Consider the following 18065-nt stretch of genomic DNA (forward strand, 5'->3'; position numbering starts at 1 on the left):
AAGGAGACTACTGTGAAAACAACGAAACGTGTACTGGCCCGTACCTTGGTGGGCGCTGCCATTGCCGCAGCTTGCATGCCGATCAGCTTTGCGCAATCTGGCGCACCTGTGAAAATTGGCTTGCTGGCCACACTTGAAGGCCCGTTTGCGGCTGGCGGTGCGGATGGCATGCGCGGCGCAGAATTGGCTGTGAAGCAGCGCAATGGCGTAGTGGCTGGCCGCAAGATTGAAATCATCAAGGCATCATCCAATGCCCAGCCCGATGTGGCCGTGAACGCCACGCGTAAATTGGTCGAGCAAGACAAGGTCGATATCATGGTTGGCCCTCTGTCTGGCGGCGAAGGCATTGCAGTGAAGGATTACTCCAAGACGCAGCCCAACATCACCTTCATCAACGGCGGCTCGGGCGCACAAGCGACCACCTTGGTCAACACCAGCCCGAATTTCTTCCGCTTCAACACCGATGGTGGCCAGTGGATGGTAGGTCTGGGTAAAGCAGCTTTGGCCAAAGGCTACAAGCGCACCATGATCATCGCGGAAGACTATGCCTTCCCGTATTCGCAAGTGCAGGGCTTCATGTCTGAATACTGCAAGCTCGGCGGCAAAGTGCCTGTGAAGGCCTGGGTGCCACTGGGCGGCAAAGACTACTCCTCCGTGATTGCTCGCATTCCTAAAGATGTGGATGCTTTACTCATCATCTTGGGTGGCTCGGATGCGGTGAACTTTTTGAACCAGTATGAAGCAGCCGGTGGTGACAAGCCTCTCATGGGTGGCTCGATCACAGTGAGCCAAGACGTGCTCAACTACCGCGGCAAGCGCCGCGATTCTTTGGTAGGCACGATCTCCGGCGCACCATCCGCTGATGCCTTGGATACACCAGAGTGGAAAGCCTTCGTGGCGGATTACCAGAAGAACTACCCAGTCGCTTCTGGCGGCTATCCGATGCCCAGCTTGTTTGCTTGGGGCTACTACACCAATATGAAAGCTGCCTTGGATGGCTTGGCTGCTGTGAATGGTGATCTGTCGGGCGGTCAGGCCAAGTATCGCGAAGCTTTGAGCAAAATGGTTTTGAAGACACCTACTGGCGATGTGCGCTTGGATGCGAACCGTCAAGCCATTGGCACAAGCTTCGTGGTGGAAGTGACCAAGGATGCGCAAGGCAATCTCTTCAACAAAGTGCTCAGCCGTACTGACAACATCGATCAGATGCTGGGCATGAAGAAGGAAGACTTTGTGATCGGTACGCGCGATACCCCCAGCTGCCCTTAAGAGCTGATTCCCAAGACCATCTTCTGACCCGCCGCTATATGTCAACCGTCTCCACTCGCAAGCCTTTAAGCGCCTCTCCCGCGAAGGCTTCCGCGCTCGCATCCAACGATGCCCTCGTGCTCAGGGGTGTGACGCGTGCCTTCGGCGCTTTGCGTGCGGTGGATGACGTGAATTTGACGGTGGCGGCTGGTCAGAAGTATGCCGTCTTGGGCTCGAACGGCGCGGGTAAAACCACGCTGTTCAACGCCATCACTGGCGATTTTCCGCCCACCTCCGGGCGGATCCATTTTTTCGGCGAAGACATCACTGAGCTCACCCCGTTCGAGCGCATTCGCAAAGGCATGCGCCGCACGTATCAGTCGTCTTTGCTGTTTCGCGAGCTCACGGTTCGCGATAATTTATTTTTAGCCGTGCGCGGTGTGAGCGAAGGGCGTTTTAGTTTCTTGCGCCCCGGCGCAAGCCAAGCCTCCAATGTGGCCACACAAGATTTGCTGGAGCGCTCGCGCCTCACGCACATTGCCAATGAAACTGTGGCCAACCTTGCTTATGGCCAGCAACGCCAACTTGAAATCGGCATGGCCTTGGCCGGCGCGCCGCGCTTGATTTTGTTTGATGAGCCAGCTGCTGGCCTCTCACCTGCGGAGCGCCGCGAGCTGGTGATTTTGCTCACCTCGCTGCCCTCGCACATGAGCTTTGTGTTGATTGAGCATGATTTGGATATTGCACTCAAGGTGGTTGAAAAAGTCACCGTGATGCACAACGGGCGCGTGATCAAAGAAGGCACGCCGGATGAAATTGAAAACGATGCCCAGGTGCAGGCCATCTATATGGGAGGCAAGCACTGATGAACTGGTTTGGCAAAGATCGCGCTGACAAGACGAATGCGTCGGTGCCCATGCTGGAGATCAAGGGGCTGAACGTCTATTACGGCCGCGCCCATGCTCTGCAAGATGTGAACCTCACGCTGGATCGCGGCGTGACAGCCATCGTTGGCCGTAACGGCATGGGCAAAACGACGCTGTGCAATACCGTCACCGGCATCGTGCCGGGCACGGGCAGCATTCGCGTAGCCGGGCAAGAAATTCTGGGCTTGCCGTCAAACCGAATCACCAAGCAGGGCGTGGCCTATGTGCCGCAAGGCCGGCGCGTGTGGCCTTCGCTTACTGTGGATGAAACGCTCGCGCTTGTTGCACCACGCAAACGCGATGTGCAGCGCGTGTACGACATGTTCCCTCGCTTGGCCGAGCGTAAATCCAATGGTGGCGCGCAGCTCTCTGGTGGCGAGCAGCAAATGCTGGCGATTGGCCGCGCCTTGCTGCTCCAGCCGCGTTTGCTCGTGATGGATGAACCCACCGAAGGCTTGGCTCCCGTGATCGTGGAGCAGGTGGCCAAAGCTTTGCGAGAATTGGCGGCAGAAGGCTCGATTGCGATTTTGCTGATTGAGCAGAATCTGGGTGTGGCGATCGATGTGGCGGATCGCATTGGCGTGATGGTCAATGGCCGTATCGCGCATCAGATGGATAAAGCCACGCTGGCTGCGGATCGCGAATTGCAAGAGCGCTTGCTCGGCGTGCGCTCCAGTGGCGACAGTGCGGAAGTGGAAGCACCAGCTGCGCCGGCTGCCACGGATGAAGCACCCAAAATCTGGACGGTGAAGCGATCACACGCCGATGCCTCGCAAGCCTTGGCTGATCCTGCGCCCGGCAGCGTTCGCGGCTTTAATCGCTGGAATGCAGGCAGCACGCAAGCGAGTGTGACGGATATCTCTCGCCAGCCCTTGCCTAGTTTCACAAGCAATGAGTCTGTCAAACCGATTTCATCCAGCGTATCAAAAGCGCAAGTCTTGCAGCTTCCAGTAGCTGCCAGCAGCACACGCGCGGCCTATGTGGTGGGCACGTTTGACACCAAAGGCCGAGAGCTGTTTTTCATTCGTCAATGCATTGAAAAAACCGGCTTGCGTGTGGTGACCGTTGATTTATCCACCTCAGGCCGCACATCTACTGCTAGCGTGCATCCTCGCGAGGTCGCGCGCTCGCATCCGCAAGGCGAGAGCGCCGTGTTCAGCGGCGATCGCGGCAGCGCAGTGAGCGCAATGGCGGTGGCTTTTGAGCATTACATCCAAACACGTCGCGATGTGGGCGGCATCATTTCTGCGGGCGGCTCGGGCGGCACATCGCTGGCTACGCCTGCCATGCGCGCATTGCCGATTGGTGTGCCGAAGGTGATGGTGTCTACCGTGGCTTCGGGTGACACACGCCAATACGTGGGCCCCAGTGATATTTGCATGATGTATTCCGTCACGGATGTGCAGGGCATCAATCGCATCAGCGAGAAGGTACTCAGCAATGCGGCGCATGCCTTGGCGGGCATGGTGGCTCAGCCGCCAGCTCAGAGCATTGAGACCAAACCTGCGATTGGCCTCACCATGTTTGGCGTGACGACGACCTGTTTGCAAGCCGTGGTTAAACAGCTGGAGAATGAGTATGACTGCCTGGTCTTCCATGCCACAGGCGTAGGCGGGCAGTCGATGGAAAAATTGGTGGACTCTGGTTTGCTGGCGGGTGTCTTGGATATCACCACCACCGAGATTCCAGATGAATTGGTAGGCGGTGTCTTCTCAGCGGGCGCATCGCGCATGGATGTGTATGCACGGCACGATATCCCCTATATCGGCTCTTGCGGTGCATTAGACATGGTGAACTTTGGTGCATTGGATACCGTGCCAGAAAAGTTCAAGCATCGCCTGCTCTACAAACACAATGCCTCTGTCACTTTGATGCGCACCACAGCGCAGGAATGCCAACAGATCGGTGAATTCATCGCGCGCAAGCTCAATGCCATGCGCGGGCCCGTGCGATTCTTCATTCCTGAAGGCGGCGTGTCTGCGATTGATAAAGCAGGCCAGCCTTTCCACGATCCCGAGGCAGATCGCGCTTTGTTTGAAGCGATTGAGAAAAACTTCCGTGCTGGCAGCCAGCGCCAGTTGATTCGCTTGCCCTACAACATCAACGATGAAGCGTTCTCTGATGCTTTGGTCAAAGCTTGGCGTGAGATGGTGAAAACACCCCATGCCCTCAGCCAAGCCAAGAAACGCGCTTTTTAAAAACTCAGACCGAAAGAAAGAACAACAATGCCAAGAATAGCCAGACAACAGATCCTTAGCGATTTGCGAAAGAAAATTGATGCACGCATCCCCATCATCGGCGGTGGCGCAGGCACGGGCTTGTCGGCCAAGTGCGAAGAGGCCGGTGGGATTGATCTGATCGTGATCTACAACTCAGGCCGCTATCGCATGGCGGGGCGTGGCTCCTTGGCGGGTTTGCTGGCTTACGGCAATGCCAACGAAATCGTGTGTGATATGGCCACCGAGGTGCTGCCCGTGGTGAAAAAAACGCCCGTGCTCGCGGGCGTGAACGGCACGGATCCTTTCATGATCCCAGATCAATTCTTGCAGCGCTTGATCAGCCTCGGATTCTCAGGCATTCAAAACTTCCCCACTGTGGGTTTGATCGACGGTAACTTCCGCTCGAATCTGGAAGAAACTGGCATGGGCTACGGCCTCGAGGTGGAGATGATTGCCCGCGCTCGCGCATTGGATTTACTCACCACGCCTTACGTATTCAGTGAAGACAATGCCAAAGACATGACGCGCGCTGGCGCCGATATCGTGGTCTGCCATCTCGGATTAACGACGGGTGGTGCGATTGGCGCAGAGACAGCACTCAAACTCGCCGATTGCGTAGCGCCCATCAATGCCTGGGCGCAAGCCGCTAAATCCATCAATCCGAATGTGATCGTGCTCTGCCATGGCGGGCCGATTGCGACACCCGAGGATGCGGAATATATCTTGAAGCACTGCCCAGAGTGCCATGGTTTTTATGGAGCGAGCTCGATGGAGCGGCTTCCCGCCGAAGTGGCGTTGACAGAGACAACGCGCCGCTTCACCCAAATTAAACGCGCTTGAGTACCCAAGGAGATCATCATGACTGGCAGCGATTTCGGAGCTTTCATTCTTGGCTTGATTGTGGTGGTGATTGTTGTCGCCATCATCGTTTGGCTCTTCCATTGGCTTTACTTGCGCAGCAGCAAAGAGCGCGCCTTTGTGCGCACCGGCATGGGCGGGCAGAAGGTGGTGCTCGGCGGTGGCGCGTTTGTGCTGCCTATCGTGCATGATGTGATCCCAGTCAATATGAACACGCTGCGATTGGAAGTGTCTCGCGGGCGTGATAAGGCATTGATCACCAAAGATCGCATGCGTGTGGACGTGATCGCGGAGTTTTATGTGCGTGTGGCTGCGACGGAAGATTCGGTAGCCGCTGCTGCTCAAACTCTGGGTTTGCGCACCATGGAGCCTGATCAGCTCAAAGAATTGGTAGAAGGTAAATTCGTGGATGCGCTGCGCACAGCCGCTGCTGAGATGACGATGGAGGAACTCCATGAGAAGCGCGGTGTGTATGTGAAGCGTGTGCGCGAGACGGTGGCTGAAGACCTCACGAAGAACGGTTTGGAGCTGGAGGCAGCATCGCTCACGCAACTCGATCAAACTTCGATGGAGTATTTCAATCCCAGCAATGCGTTTGACGCCGAAGGTTTGACGCGCCTGACCGAGCAAATCGAGCATCGCAAGAAGCAGCGCAATGATGTTGAGCAAGACACACTCATTGCCATTCGCAATAAGAATTTAGAGGCTGAAAAGCTATCGCTGACCATTGATCGCGACGCGGAATATGCTCGCCTGGCGCAGCAGCGCGAAGTGGAAATCGCACGCGCTCGCCAGCAAGCGGAGCTGAGCACCGAGCGTGCACAGAGCATGCAAAATTCTGAGAGCGCACAAATCTCGGCCAAGCTGGCGATTGAGGCCGCGCGCATCCGCTCCGAGCAATCGATTGAGCAAGAGCGCATTGGGAAGGAACGTACGATTGAAACGGCTGAGATTGAACGCCGTAAATCCTTGGAGCTGGCTGAGCAGCAGCGCTCGATTGCTTTGGCGAAAGAGAGTAAGAATTTGAGTGAAGCACAAGCGGCTGCCGACACAGCGCGTGCTACGGCCGTGCAAGCTGAAGAAAAAGTGTTCACCGCGCGTGATGTGGAAATGGCGCAGCGCAAGAAAGCTGTGGAGCTGATTGCTGCTGCGCAAGCCGCGGAGCGTGAGGCATTGCGTCTTACATCAGCCGCCAAGGCTGAGAAGGATGCCAGCGCAGATCGCGGCGTAGCTGTGCGCGCGCAAGCGCAGGCCGATGCCGATGCCGAGACGATCAAAGCTGCTGCTCAGCGCGTAAGCAGCGAAGCAGAGGCCGATGGCCTGCGCATGATCAACGAAGCGCATAACGTGCTCTCGCCAGAAGCACGCGCTTCTGCACTGCGCATGCGCTTGGTGGATAAGGCCGAAGGCATCATCCGCGAATCCGTGAAGCCGATGGAGCGCATCGAAGGCATCAAGATCATGCATGTGAATGGTTTGGGTGGCGGTGGCTCGGGCGGCGAGGGCGGCATGCAAAGTGGCGGCTTTGCTGATGACGTGACGAATTCGGCGCTGCGCTTCCGCGCACAAGCGCCGATCGTGGATCAGCTGCTCAAAGAAATTGGTTTGGAAGGCGGTAACATCAACAAGCTGGTGGGCGGGCTTACCAACAACGCTACTAAAGATTAAGTGCCATGGTTCGCATTTATGTTTCTAGCGTGATCGACGCCACGGCAGACAGCGTGTGGTCGCGCGTACGCGATTTCAATGCCTTGCCGGTGTGGCACACCATCATTGCGGACAGCCGCATTGAAAACAATGAGCCGAGTGACAAGATTGGCTGCATCCGCCATTTCCACACACGCGATGGGGGCCTGATTCGCGAGAAGCTGCTCACATTGTCTGATTACGATTTCACTTGCGCCTATTCCATCTTGGAAAGCCCGATGGGTGTAGACAACTATGTGGCCACCTTGAAGCTCACGCCGATCACTGATGGTGCGCGTTGCTTCATCGAATGGAGTGCGGAATTTGATTGTGCCGCTGGCCGCGAACAGGAGTTGTCTGAAGGTATTGGCAATGGCGTGTTCCAAACAGGCTTTGATGCTTTGAAGAGCCATTTCGGTCGTCGCTCTTAAACGCTGCTTGTCCGTCACATGCTGCAAAAAATTGTTCGCTCTACTGTGATTGATGCGCCGATTGAGCGCGTCTGGGAAGTGCTGCGTGATTTCAACAGCCATGATCGTTGGCATCCTGCGATTGCCAGCAGCTCGATTGAAGGGGGTGAGCGCAGCGATCAGGTCGGTTGCATCCGTAATTTCAAATTGCAAGACGGCAACCATATTCGCGAGCAGTTGATTGCTTTATCCGATACGGATCACGTCTCCACGTACTGCATCGTGCAAAGCACTGTGCCCTTGCAGCGCTATGTGGCGACGGTCACGCTCAAGCGCATCACCGATGGCAACCGAACGATGTGGCATTGGGAGAGCAGCTTTGCCACACCGCCCGGCCAAGAACGTAGCTTGGGTGATTTGGTTGCTAAGGGTGTATATGAGGCAGGCTTTGAAGGGCTGCGGCGTTATTTGCTGGGGAACACATCTGCCAGTTATGCCGTGTCTCGCGCGCCCATGCGCCAAGGCGTGCCCGTGGCATCGCGGCAAGTGCAAATCTCGCGCTTTGGTGATGCGTCTGTATTGCAAATTCAAACCGTGGATGCGCCTGCACCTGCTGCTGGCCAAGTGCGAATCGCGCAGCGTGCCGTGGGTGTGAACTTCTTTGACATCTACGTTCGCAAGGGCTGGGTGCCTGGCATCGTGGAGCCGCCTGCTGGTCTGGGCATGGAGGCGGTAGGCACGGTGCTGGATGTGGGTGATGGCGTGGGCGGCTTGCTCAGTGGTGATCGTGTGGCATATTTATGTCCGCAGCCCGGCTCGTATTGCTCGGTGCGCACGGTGAGCCAAGAGCATGTGGTGCGCTTGCCTGCCTCTGTGGAGGACAACACAGCAGCAGCGCTTTTGCTCAAAGGCATCACAGTGGATTACTTGCTGCGTGATTTGGGGCGCATACAAAAAGGCACGCGGATTCTGGTGCATGCTGCCGCTGGTGGCGTGGGCTTGCTGCTCTGCTCCTGGGCGCGATCCATGGGAGCAACCGTGATGGGCACAGTATCGAGCGAAGCGAAGGCACGATTAGCGCGCGAATACGGATGTGAGCATGTGATCGTCACGCCGGATTACAAATTTGCGGATGCGGTGCAGCGGCTGGACGGTGCGCAAGTGATTGTGGATGGCTTGGGCGATGCGGCTCGCACTGAAAACATGGCCGCTATTGCCGCGACAGGCCATTGGATCAGCTTAGGCCAAGCCAGCGGCCCATTGGCAGCAATTGATCCAGGATGGCTGAACCAAAAATCCGTCACGCTCTCTCGCCCTGTGGTGTTTCACTACACCGCGACTCAACAAGCCTTGGCCGAGCGCGCAGCGCGTGTGTGGGCTGCGCTGGAATCTGGCGCTTTGAGGCGCCCGCCAATTGAACAATACTCGCTCAACGCCGCTGGGCAAACGCATGAGCGCATGGAATCGCGCCAGAGCGCGGGCTCGCTGATCTTGACGGTGTGATCAGGCTAGGGAGCTTCTGAATAAGTCGTCGGGATGGAGCAGGCCTGGATTCGGGATGGGCTGCTAGGCGAAGAACGTAGCTTTAGCGGTGCTAAAGCGAGGCTTTTCAACAACGCAGACCGCCCGAAGACAGGCCTGATCTGCCCGAACAGACTTGTTCAGAAGCTCCCTACCCCATCAAGTTGAGCTGCAACCGCTCGCGCTCGATGACTTTGGCAATCGCAGGATGTGCAGCGAGCGTTTGGATATGCGCCCATGAGTGGGTGAATTGCGTGGGGTCAATGCCTGCGATGGAACCCCAGCGATTGAAGGTCAACACATAGGCATCGAGCGCGGTGAGGTGATCATGGCCATAGGCTGCTGCTGCGTAGCTGCCGCCAGTTGCCTTGGCTTGTGCGACCAAGCTATTGATCTCACGCAATTGCTCGGCGAAGAGCTGCACGTTGTGCGCTTTGATGGTGGCTTGCGCTGCTGCATCGGGTGTGAATTTTTGCGGCATGAAGATGTGGGTGAAGGTGGGGTGAACGGTGTTGTTCATCCATGCCAAGGTTTGTAGGACGCGGGCTTTTTGCAGTGGATCGCTGGGTAGAAATTTAGCGGCGGGAAAACTCTCGGCGATGAAGGTGGTGATCGCTACGATTTGTGTGATGACTGCGCCTTCTGTCACGAGAACAGGTACTTGCGATTTGGGATTGAGCGCTTTGTATTCTTCGCTGTATTGCTCACCTTTGTGGATTTTCACCAACTTGGGCTCAAAGGCTGCGCCAGCAGCTTCAAGCAGCACATGCGGGACGAAGGAGCAGGCGCCGGGTGCGAAATAGAGCTGTAAAGACATATTTATCTCAATATTTAGATCAAAAGTGGCCAATCGCCGGCATAGATACTGCGCAGAGTGCTATTAATTTAATAGTAAAGGATGTGCTGAACAAGTCATGCACGCGAATCAAGCCAGTTTTTGGGCGGTCTGCGTTGTTGAAAAGCCTCGCTTTAGCACCGCTAAAGCTACGTTTTTCGCCTAGCATCCCATCCCCAAAACAAGCTTGCTTCATCGCGCTGACTTATTCAGCACACCCTTAAAATTTCTCGCTACGCAGCACCTGCACATCGGCGAAGTAGAGCGTGAGCCCGAAATCTTCTGCGTATTCTGCCAGCAGATGAGCGGCGAGCGCGTCGGCTACTTCGGGGCTGCAGATGGTTTTCATCTCGATGGTGCGGTCGTTGTCCCAACTCCCTGCGCGTGAGCCACGGTCTGAGCCGCCGCGCACATCCCAGATGGTGTAGCCATGCGCGCCGAATTTTTTAGCGTCTTGAACTAGGCGTTTTTCGAGGGCGGCTTCGGCGAAGATGACGAGGAGTTTTTTTGGGTGTTTATCCATGTGATCCTCACGCTAATTTCTGAGCCAACCAGGTGTAGAGCGGCACGCCGACGACGATGTTGAAGGGGAAGCTGATGCCAAGCGCGGCAGCAATCGAGAGGCCCGCATTGCCTTGCGGCACAGCCATACGCATGGCTGTCGGTGCGGCGATGTAGCTGGCACTGGCTGCGAGTGTGGCAAGGATGGCGATGCCGCCCGTTGATAGACCGAGGGCTTTGCCCAGTGCCGCGCCCATGAGCGAGAGTATGAGAGGCGAGACGATACCTACCGCGAGCAGTCGCAGCCCATAGCGTTTGACTTCGGGCAACTGCGCGCCAGCGACCAAGCCCAGCTCCAACAAGAAGAGCGCGAGCACGCCTTTGAAGAGGTCGGTAAACAGCGGTGCAATCGGCGCAAGGCCTTGCTCGCCCATGACTGCGCCAATGATCAAACCGCCCACAAGCAGCAACACCGATTTGCCAAACAGCACTTCATGTGCAAGTTCACGCCAGTTGCCTTTGGCTTCGACTGATTTGCCCTCAAGCGCCTTTGCGCGATTGAGTTCACGCCGCGCTAAAAATACACCTGCCACAATGCCGGGCGCTTCCATCACCGCTACCCAGAGTGCGGCATGCGCTTCAAAAGCCACGCCCTGGCGCTGCAAATAGCTCGAAGCCACAGCAAACGTGACGACGCTGACTGAGCCATAGTGCGCTGCGAGCACGGCGCTATCCACACCCGAGAAACCCATGCGCTTGAGCACGGGCGTCATGAGCACAGGAATGAGCGCACCAAGCGCCATGCAAGCGAGGATTTGCGGAAGCACTGCAGCGAGGCTTTGCTTGTGCAGCTCAATGCCGCCTTTCAAGCCAATGGCGAGCAAGAGATACACCGACAGTGCTTCATACAAAGCCTGCGGCAGTTTCAAATCACTTTTCCCGAGGCGCGCAATCACGCCGAGGATGAAGAAGAGAACGACGGCATCAATCATGTTTAGAGTAGTAAGGGTGTTGAGGCAATCGCGGCTTGCTCGCGCGTCTCGGCCGCCCGCTCAGCATAGCGGTTAAATCGCCAAGAAGTACCCTCTTGCGTGATGCGTTGCCATACAGCGCGTTTGGCGGCTGGGCTCATCTCAGGCCAGTACTGCACCTCGGCAAACTTGCGCCCACAGCCTTTGCAAAAATCATCGCCTTGGCTGGTGGAGCAAATCGCGATGCAGGGCGTGTCTGGTGTGCTTTCATACCAGGCCAACCAGGCATCCATGGCCTTCTTCGGCATGGAAAATTCACTGGCGCGATCTTGCTTGTGAAACACCATGAGTGCGTAAATTTCCGCAAGCGCTCTGAGCGGCGCGGCAAGCGTCACACCATCGGGCGAGGGGCTTTTGATGCGCCAGTAGTTGATAGCGGCTTCGATATCGCTGATGTGGATGCCGACAGGCTCGGTGCGGAAAGGATCGTGCAGGGCATCAGACATGGGAGAGGGATGATAACCCTTGTTTGGGGCATGTTGGCTGAATGAAGAAAGGAACGCGAAAGACGCAAAAATTACGCAAAAAGCGCAAAAAAGAAAAGGGCTTTCTTCTGCGATTTCTGCGCAATTTTTGCGTCTTTTGCGTTCTCTTGCTTAGAGTGCTAATCAAGCCAAAGCAACGTACACATTTTGCACATCATCATTGCCATCAATCGCCGCCAAGAAAGCTTCCACTTCTTCCAAAGCCTCTGCAGAAAGCGAAGAGGAGCTAACAGGATTCTTCGGCTTGTAACCCAGCTTGGCTGACAGCACAGTAAAACCTTGTGCGGGCAAGGCGCGGCTCACGGCATCGAGATCGGCTGCATCGGTGATGAAGTGGGCGGTGTTGTCTTCCGCATTCAATTCAAAATCTTGCGCGCCTGCTTCAATGGCGGCCATCTCTGCGTCTGATCCTGCCGCGCCTTCTGCTTCAATCATGCCCACATGATCGAAATCCCAAGCGACGGAGCCACTCGTGCCCAGCTGCCCTTTGCGGAAGAGCACGCGCATCTCGGGTGCGGTGCGGTTGACGTTGTCCGTCAAGCATTCGACCATGAGCGCGACTTGATGCGGCGCGAAGCCTTCATACATCACATGTGAGTAGCTAACCGCATCCGCGCCTGTACCCGAGCCTTTTTTGATGGCGCGATCAATTGTGTCTTTGGGCATCGAGACTTTGCGCGCTTGCTCCAAGGCCATGCGCAGCTTGGAGTTACCCGCAGGATCGGCGCCGGCTTTGGCGGCCACCACGATGTCTTTGGCCAAGCGGCCGAAAATTTTTCCTCTGGCATTCGCTGCGAGTTCTTTGCCTTTGGCTTTCCATTGTGCGCCCATGATGTGCTTCCTAGGTTCAAGAAAATAATGTGTTGTCGCCGATGAACTGCCGCGCTGCTTTGAAATGCCCGCAGCCGATAAAGGGCTCGGGCGGGCGCAATGCGGATAGTGGCGAGGGGTGATTGGCCTTCAGTATCAAATGTCTTTGATCCGTATTGTGCTTTTGGATCAGCTCCTGCTTGGCTTGCGCGTGGCCGCCCCAGAGCAGGAAGGCGACGGGGGATGCCTTTTTAGCGCAGGCTTCGATGATCTTATCGGTAAGCTGCTCCCAGCCTTTTTTGGCATGGCTGGCCGGCAGGCCGTCTTCCACGGTGAGGGTGGTGTTGAGAAGCAAAATACCTTGCGCTGCCCAGTTCATGAGCGAGCCGTGTGCTGCTGGAGGGATACCCAGATCACGCTCACGCTCTTTGAACATATTGCGCAAGCTCGGTGGGATTTTCACGCCTTGAGCTACTGAGAAAGCTAGGCCTTCAGCTTGGCCTGCACCGTGATAAGGGTCTTGCCCAAGAATCACAATGCGTACGTCTTGGAGAGCAGTGAGTGAGAGCGCTTTCAAAGGCTCGGGAGGATAGATGATCGCGTTTGCAGCGCGGCGTTCTTGCAAAAACTTTTGAAGCGATTGGCCAGTCGCAGCTTGCAAGAAATCCTGCACGATATCTTGCCAATCCGCATGCAGGCCGGCGATGGATAAATCGCTCTTTTCTTCTAAATTAGAGAACAAATCACTCATTTGCCGGCGTACTTACTGCGCGAAGTGCTATCGAATTTATAGTATTTAAGCAAACAATTCAGCCAAAGCCAAGCCCGGTTCATTAGCGCGCATGAAGGTCTCGCCCACGAGGAAGGCGTGCACGTTCGCATCGCGCATACGCTGCACATCGGCTCGCGTGAGGATGCCGCTCTCAGTCACCAGCAATTTGTCTTTCGGCACATCAGCGAGCATGGAGAGGGTCGTGTCCAGCGTCACATCAAACGTGCGCAAGTTGCGGTTGTTGATGCCGAGCATGGTTTTGCTGGGCACATTCTTGAGCTTCAAAGCACGCTCCAGCTCCGCGCGATCATGCACTTCCACGAGAACGCCCATATCCAAGCTGAGCGCACAAGCTTGAAGATCCGCCATTTGCGCATCATCCAAACAAGCCGCGATCAGCAAAATGCAATCCGCGCCCATGGAGCGAGATTCATAAATTTGATACGGCTCGATCATGAAGTCTTTGCGCAGCACGGGCAGCTCGCAGGAGGCTCTGGCCAGCTTGAGAAAATCGGGTTCGCCTTGAAAAAACTGGCGATCCGTGAGCACGGAAAGGCAGGCCGCCGAGATGATCTTGGCCTTCGCTGCATCACTGAGCTTGCCCGTCTTCTCCGCTTTCATAATGGCTGCTGTGTTGCCCAATGCATAGCTCTGCGCGATATCTGCCGCATCAAAATCCTCGCGGATCACGCCTTTAGAGGGCGAGGCTTTTTTCACCTCAGCGATCACGGCAGCGTGACCGTTAGCGATCTTGGCCCGCATCGCGCCCACGAAATCACGCACGATGACGCGGCTCTCAGCATCGGCACGCAACACCTCAGGGGAGATTTTTTGTTTAGCAGCAGCGATTTCTTCGCGCTTGACGGCGATGATTTTGTTCAGGATATCGGTCATACCCTGATTATCGTCGCTATAAGCGTGCTCTCATGCGAAGGTCTAAGCTCGGGATCGGATCAGTTGGTGATACGCTGCAACACAATTTCTTCGTCAATTTTTCCAGCAGAACCGGGAACGTAGGCAGTGAGCTTGACAATTCGCTTAAGACTCTCTGAATACCAAGCTGTCGCCTCGTAGCCTGTGCCGTAGCCACCGCGAGACGTGGTGATTTCGCGAAATCCCGTGAATCGGAAGATGCGCGTGTCAAATTCGCCGGCTGGTGTAACGAGTTTGGTTTCGCCAACAAAATTCGCTGACAATTTGTATCGGATTTCTGGTTGCAAATGTGCAGTCGAGTTGACGGACCACTGGCCTTGCCGTGCAGAGTCTGCAGTGACCCAGCCGCCTTGGCCGTTGAGGCTATCGATTTCTGACAAACTGCGTTGCTTGGAGATCAAGACGCGCCCGTTCAAGTTTTCGGTGCGGTCGCCGCCGTTGAAGACGATGCTATCGCCATCGAAGCGGTCTACTCGCAAGTTGACCGACTGCTGCTGACCGGTCATGCGATCTGTGATGGTGTATTCCAAAATTTGACCCACGTGGTAAGCGCCGCGTTTTTGAGCACCCACACGCGCACCGGTGGCCACCGTCGTTGCGTTTTGTGCATTTTCCCGTGCAGCAAGAGCCGCTTGGGCTCGGGCTGGCACCTCAGCGATCCAACTGCCTGGCACGGCGAAGTTGAGATTTTGTGAGTCACGCCTGATCAACGTGGTGATACCTATTAAGCGGCCTTGGTTGTCAAATAAGCCACCACCGCTTGAGCCTGGCGAAATGGGCGCAGTGGTTTGTACGAATTCGATCGTTTTTCCGTCGTCACTGCGCCGCAGGCCAGACACCAAGCCGTCGCTGAGCGTCACTTCTAGGCCGCGCGGATTACCGATAGCAAACGCTTTCTGCCCAACTTTAAGAGTGTCAACTGATACGATACCAACCACGGGTGCGCTGAAATTTCGTACGGTGATCTGGCACAGATCACGTTCGGTATCCGCATGCTGCAAGGTCGCGCCAAACGAGACATTGTCTCTTTTGATGGCAAATGAGGCTGCTTTGGCCAGCACATGACAGTTTGTAATCAGCGTACCGGGTGCAATCACGACGGCGCTGCCAGTGGCTAAGGCTCGCTCGCTCTTGTCAAAGGTGGTGACACCCCAAACGCTAGGCGCCACTTTCTCGAACAGTTGTTCCGAAGTAAGTTCGTTGGCGGTGCTGACACCCGAGGAGATCAGTAAGCCTGCAGCCCAGATGAGGGTGGGTATCGATGATGTGGTTCTCATAGAGATGTCAGGGTTGTTTGGGTAATAAATCTTTCAAATCATCCAGTGATGTACCAGATCGCGAGCCATCGGGTGTCTTGGGCACTTGGGCTCGGTTGGGATCGCTGGAGCTCGATTCCATAGGTTTGCCCAGATCCGCTGAATTGAGGGGGGTACACCACGGATCCGCTTCAACGAAGGCCGCTCTGAGTGTGCGGCGTGCCGCGGATGGCTCTTTATCACCGGCGATCGACTTGGTTGTGTTGAGCGCGATCATGTAGCAGCGTTGCTGATCCCAAAACATTCTTAAGCCGTAAATATTACTGGCCTTGGCTTCAAAACTCACCGCAATGCTACATGTGTAGCCTCCGTCTTGCAGGTAAAGAGCATAGCTGTGACGTTTGTCGGGTTCGATACGAATTTCTGCGGTTTTATTGCTACTGCTCCCCCCAACGATCTTTCTTCCTTGGCAGGTGTCGCCCTTGTCGAAGGTGTATAGCGTCCAGTTGTTTGCATTGACACCTTGCGCATCGATCTCGACCCTTGCGGCATTGGCTGCTACGGCATTTACGTACGGGGCTGTAGGCGCGCAGGATACCAATCCAAGCAGCACGGGCAAAACGGATATTTTTAAGCCAAGGCGTACCTGAGGATGTATAAAACTGATCATTTTGTAGCAAGCATTTTTTATCATTATTCCACTCATTTCGGAGCGTTCGCATCGTCGCGCAGCGGCATGATGTGCGCTGAGTCAAGGGGCACACGTAGGCAGATGCTGTCGCCTGTAGCCAAGCCCATGGCGCTGAGTTGGGCGGTGGGCAGATTGAGCTGAATGGTGTCTGGCGTGCCTTGTACGGCGAGGCGGCAGAGGCTGATTTCGCCCAAGGGGAGCATTTCACTTAAGCTGCATTTCAGCAAATTGTCTTGTGGCGCGGCTGCCTCGCTGGAGGAAAACACTTGCACGGCTTCGCCAGCCATCACCCATGTGACTTGCGTGCCGCTGTCGATCTTGCCTTTATCGCGCACTTTGAGGCGCAGATCGCCCCAGTGCAGGAATGCGTGGCCGCTTTCAGCTTTGTGAAACTGCGCATGGAAATGATTGTGGATTCCCACGAGTTGCGCCACGCGTGCATTGCGTGGGCTGCGCATCACATGCGCGGGCGCGCCGCTTTGCAGGCTCTCGCCGGCATCGATGATCACGATGCGGTCTGCCAAGCGGCGGGCTTCGTGCAAATCGTGAGTCACCAAAATGATGGGGACATTCAAGTTTTGGCGCAGCTGCGCGAGCTCGCGGTAGAGCACTTGGCGCATGGGGGCATCGACGGCTGAGAATGGTTCGTCCAGGAGCAACACACCCTTGCCGTTTTGAATGCGCACCAAAGCCCGAGCCAGCGCCACACGTTGCTGCTGGCCGCCGGAGAGTTGGTGCGGCAGGCGTTCGCCCAGTTCAGAAAGCCCCAAGCGCTCCAGCCAGATTTTTGCAGTATTTTTTGAGGCTTTTAGGCCATTTGCCGGCATAGAATCTGCGCAAAGTGCTATTGTTTCAATAGCATTGAGGTGTGGAAACAATGCGTAATGCTGAAATACCAAACCCACGCGGCGCTGCTGAGCCGGCAGGCGAATGCGTTGCGCGCTGTCCATCCAAAGTTGATCACCGAGCTGCACCGTGCCCGCCAAATCTGCGCTCTGATGCAAGCCAGCAATCGTGCGCAACAGCGTTGTCTTACCACTGCCGGATGCGCCTACCAATGCCACCAGCTCACCCGGCGCGCAGTCAAATTCTGCATTCAAGCGCACGGGGCTGTTGCTGCGCAAACGCACTTGCAAGCCGGTGCTCATCAAGCACGCCTCCTGCGCTCGCTCATAAACACCGCCACCAACGCCGCCAAAGAGCAGAGCACAAGCGTTGCAGCCATCCAATGCGCAGCTGATTCGTCAAAGGCTTGCACGCGGTCGTAAATTGCGATCGATAGCGTACGCGTCTGGCCTTCGACCGAGCCACCCACCATCAACACCACACCGAATTCACCGAGAGTGTGTGCTAACGTCAACGCAATCCCAGCGAGCACACCAGGCGCGGCCAAGGGCAGCTCAATGCGGCGAAAGGTTTGCCAAGGCGATAGCCCGCCTACCCAAGCGGCCTCGCGCACGCTGGGCGCAATCGCAGCAAAAGCGCGCTGGATGGGCTGCACCATGAAAGGCAGATTGATCAGCAGCGAGGCAAATAGCAAACCCCAGAAGCTGAAGACCAAGCGAAGCCCGAGGACATCGCGCAGCCAAGCGCCTAGGGCTGTGCCTTGACCAAATGCCATGAGCCAATAAAAGCCTATCACGGTGGGCGGTAAAAGTAAGGGCAGCAGGAGAAGGGCTTCGCACCAAGGTTTGAAGCTGCTCTGCGTGAAGGCCAGCCAGCGCGCCAGCCACAAACCCAGCGGCAAGAGAAGCGCGGCCGTGGCGAGAGCTAAAAGGAGTGAGACGCGGGCGGCTTGCCAATCCATGTTGTGATGATACCTGTGCGTCGAGCCTGAGAAAGCAATAATTATGCCGTCGTGAAGTACACTTGAGACCAATTAT

General features: G+C 56.1%; 18 protein-coding genes and 1 pseudogene. 8 read left to right on the plus strand and 11 right to left on the minus strand.

Annotated elements, in window-relative coordinates; genetic code table 11:
- Positions 1-12 precede the first annotated feature (12 nt).
- The 8 genes and pseudogenes from KIH26_RS00305 (at position 13) to KIH26_RS00335 (ending at position 8850) form a co-directional block, all read left to right on the plus strand.
- Positions 13-1269, plus strand: a complete 1257-nt coding sequence (locus tag KIH26_RS00305) for an ABC transporter substrate-binding protein (protein WP_213441333.1) — start codon at positions 13-15, stop codon at positions 1267-1269.
- A gap of 38 nt (positions 1270-1307) precedes the next feature.
- Positions 1308-2114, plus strand: coding sequence for an ABC transporter ATP-binding protein (locus KIH26_RS00310; protein WP_213444563.1), 807 nt, complete (start codon positions 1308-1310; stop codon positions 2112-2114).
- A gap of 50 nt (positions 2115-2164) precedes the next feature.
- Positions 2165-2611: pseudogene (locus tag KIH26_RS16940) on the plus strand (ABC transporter ATP-binding protein); the annotation flags it as partial.
- A gap of 501 nt (positions 2612-3112) precedes the next feature.
- Positions 3113-4372: a Tm-1-like ATP-binding domain-containing protein gene (locus tag KIH26_RS00315; protein WP_249661036.1), complete on the plus strand. Its 1260-nt coding sequence runs from the start codon at positions 3113-3115 to the stop codon at positions 4370-4372.
- 27 nt (positions 4373-4399) lie between these two features.
- Positions 4400-5233 (plus strand): phosphoenolpyruvate hydrolase family protein, encoded by an 834-nt coding sequence (locus KIH26_RS00320; RefSeq protein WP_213441335.1) that lies wholly within the window; start codon positions 4400-4402, stop codon positions 5231-5233.
- 18 nt (positions 5234-5251) lie between these two features.
- Complete coding sequence (locus KIH26_RS00325; protein WP_213441337.1) at positions 5252-6919, plus strand: flotillin family protein; 1668 nt, start codon at positions 5252-5254, stop codon at positions 6917-6919.
- Between the two features lie 5 nt (positions 6920-6924).
- Complete coding sequence (locus KIH26_RS00330) at positions 6925-7368, plus strand: SRPBCC family protein (protein ID WP_213441339.1); 444 nt, start codon at positions 6925-6927, stop codon at positions 7366-7368.
- Positions 7369-7386: 18 nt separating this feature from the next.
- The gene (locus tag KIH26_RS00335; protein ID WP_213441341.1) at positions 7387-8850 is read left to right on the plus strand and encodes an SRPBCC family protein; all 1464 of its coding nucleotides are present in this window, start codon (positions 7387-7389) and stop codon (positions 8848-8850) included.
- 169 nt (positions 8851-9019) lie between these two features.
- On the opposite strand, the gene KIH26_RS00340 is transcribed toward KIH26_RS00335, so the two are convergent.
- The 11 genes from KIH26_RS00340 to modB form a co-directional block, all read right to left on the minus strand.
- A complete protein-coding gene (locus tag KIH26_RS00340; RefSeq protein WP_213441343.1) occupies positions 9020-9685 on the minus strand; it encodes a glutathione S-transferase family protein in 666 nt (221 codons plus the stop codon).
- Between the two features lie 238 nt (positions 9686-9923).
- On the minus strand, positions 9924-10226 hold the full coding sequence (locus KIH26_RS00345; RefSeq protein ID WP_213441344.1) for a P-II family nitrogen regulator: 303 nt from the start codon (positions 10224-10226) through the stop codon (positions 9924-9926).
- Positions 10227-10233: 7 nt separating this feature from the next.
- Positions 10234-11196 carry a sodium-dependent bicarbonate transport family permease gene (locus KIH26_RS00350; protein ID WP_213441346.1) on the minus strand — a complete coding sequence of 321 codons (963 nt, stop codon included), beginning with the start codon at positions 11194-11196 and terminating at the stop codon, positions 10234-10236.
- A 2-nt stretch (positions 11197-11198) separates the two neighbouring features.
- Entirely contained in the window at positions 11199-11681 is a 483-nt protein-coding gene (locus tag KIH26_RS00355; RefSeq protein ID WP_213441348.1) for a DUF3717 domain-containing protein, read from the minus strand.
- A 162-nt stretch (positions 11682-11843) separates the two neighbouring features.
- Positions 11844-12551 (minus strand): YebC/PmpR family DNA-binding transcriptional regulator, encoded by a 708-nt coding sequence (locus tag KIH26_RS00360; RefSeq protein WP_213441350.1) that lies wholly within the window; start codon positions 12549-12551, stop codon positions 11844-11846.
- 16 nt (positions 12552-12567) lie between these two features.
- Positions 12568-13281, minus strand: coding sequence for a uracil-DNA glycosylase (locus KIH26_RS00365; RefSeq protein WP_213441352.1), 714 nt, complete (start codon positions 13279-13281; stop codon positions 12568-12570).
- A gap of 45 nt (positions 13282-13326) precedes the next feature.
- Positions 13327-14196, minus strand: coding sequence for an indole-3-glycerol phosphate synthase TrpC (gene trpC, locus KIH26_RS00370; protein WP_213441354.1), 870 nt, complete (start codon positions 14194-14196; stop codon positions 13327-13329).
- A 59-nt stretch (positions 14197-14255) separates the two neighbouring features.
- Entirely contained in the window at positions 14256-15512 is a 1257-nt protein-coding gene (locus KIH26_RS00375; protein WP_213441356.1) for a S1C family serine protease, read from the minus strand.
- Positions 15513-15519: 7 nt separating this feature from the next.
- Positions 15520-16185: a hypothetical protein gene (locus KIH26_RS00380; protein ID WP_213441358.1), complete on the minus strand. Its 666-nt coding sequence runs from the start codon at positions 16183-16185 to the stop codon at positions 15520-15522.
- 8 nt (positions 16186-16193) lie between these two features.
- The gene (locus KIH26_RS00385) at positions 16194-17330 is read right to left on the minus strand and encodes an ABC transporter ATP-binding protein (protein WP_213441360.1); all 1137 of its coding nucleotides are present in this window, start codon (positions 17328-17330) and stop codon (positions 16194-16196) included.
- The gene (modB, locus tag KIH26_RS00390) at positions 17330-17989 is read right to left on the minus strand and encodes a molybdate ABC transporter permease subunit (RefSeq protein WP_213441362.1); all 660 of its coding nucleotides are present in this window, start codon (positions 17987-17989) and stop codon (positions 17330-17332) included. The genes KIH26_RS00385 and modB overlap by 1 nt, the downstream gene beginning before the upstream one ends.
- Between the last annotated feature and the right edge of the window lie 76 nt (positions 17990-18065).

Origin of the sequence: Variovorax sp. PCZ-1, assembly GCF_018413605.1 — a bacterium.
Lineage (GTDB): Bacteria > Pseudomonadota > Gammaproteobacteria > Burkholderiales > Burkholderiaceae_C > JANMDU01.

Bases quoted from the DNA above. Each gene is read 5' to 3' on its own strand.
- KIH26_RS00310 (WP_213444563.1), top strand. From the start codon at position 1,308: ATGTCAACCGTCTCCACTCGCAAGCCTTTAAGCGCCTCTCCCGCGAAG.
- KIH26_RS00320 (WP_213441335.1), top strand. From the start codon at position 4,400: ATGCCAAGAATAGCCAGACAACAGATCCTTAGCGATTTGCGAAAGAAA.
- KIH26_RS00325 (WP_213441337.1), top strand. From the start codon at position 5,252: ATGACTGGCAGCGATTTCGGAGCTTTCATTCTTGGCTTGATTGTGGTG.
- KIH26_RS00330 (WP_213441339.1), top strand. From the start codon at position 6,925: ATGGTTCGCATTTATGTTTCTAGCGTGATCGACGCCACGGCAGACAGC.
- KIH26_RS00335 (WP_213441341.1), top strand. From the start codon at position 7,387: ATGCTGCAAAAAATTGTTCGCTCTACTGTGATTGATGCGCCGATTGAG.
- KIH26_RS00340 (WP_213441343.1), bottom strand. From the start codon at position 9,685: ATGTCTTTACAGCTCTATTTCGCACCCGGCGCCTGCTCCTTCGTCCCG.
- KIH26_RS00345 (WP_213441344.1), bottom strand. From the start codon at position 10,226: ATGGATAAACACCCAAAAAAACTCCTCGTCATCTTCGCCGAAGCCGCC.
- KIH26_RS00350 (WP_213441346.1), bottom strand. From the start codon at position 11,196: ATGATTGATGCCGTCGTTCTCTTCTTCATCCTCGGCGTGATTGCGCGC.
- KIH26_RS00355 (WP_213441348.1), bottom strand. From the start codon at position 11,681: ATGTCTGATGCCCTGCACGATCCTTTCCGCACCGAGCCTGTCGGCATC.
- KIH26_RS00360 (WP_213441350.1), bottom strand. From the start codon at position 12,551: ATGGGCGCACAATGGAAAGCCAAAGGCAAAGAACTCGCAGCGAATGCC.
- KIH26_RS00365 (WP_213441352.1), bottom strand. From the start codon at position 13,281: ATGAGTGATTTGTTCTCTAATTTAGAAGAAAAGAGCGATTTATCCATC.
- trpC (WP_213441354.1), bottom strand. From the start codon at position 14,196: ATGACCGATATCCTGAACAAAATCATCGCCGTCAAGCGCGAAGAAATC.
- KIH26_RS00375 (WP_213441356.1), bottom strand. From the start codon at position 15,512: ATGAGAACCACATCATCGATACCCACCCTCATCTGGGCTGCAGGCTTA.
- KIH26_RS00380 (WP_213441358.1), bottom strand. From the start codon at position 16,185: ATGATAAAAAATGCTTGCTACAAAATGATCAGTTTTATACATCCTCAG.
- KIH26_RS00385 (WP_213441360.1), bottom strand. From the start codon at position 17,330: ATGAGCACCGGCTTGCAAGTGCGTTTGCGCAGCAACAGCCCCGTGCGC.
- modB (WP_213441362.1), bottom strand. From the start codon at position 17,989: ATGGATTGGCAAGCCGCCCGCGTCTCACTCCTTTTAGCTCTCGCCACG.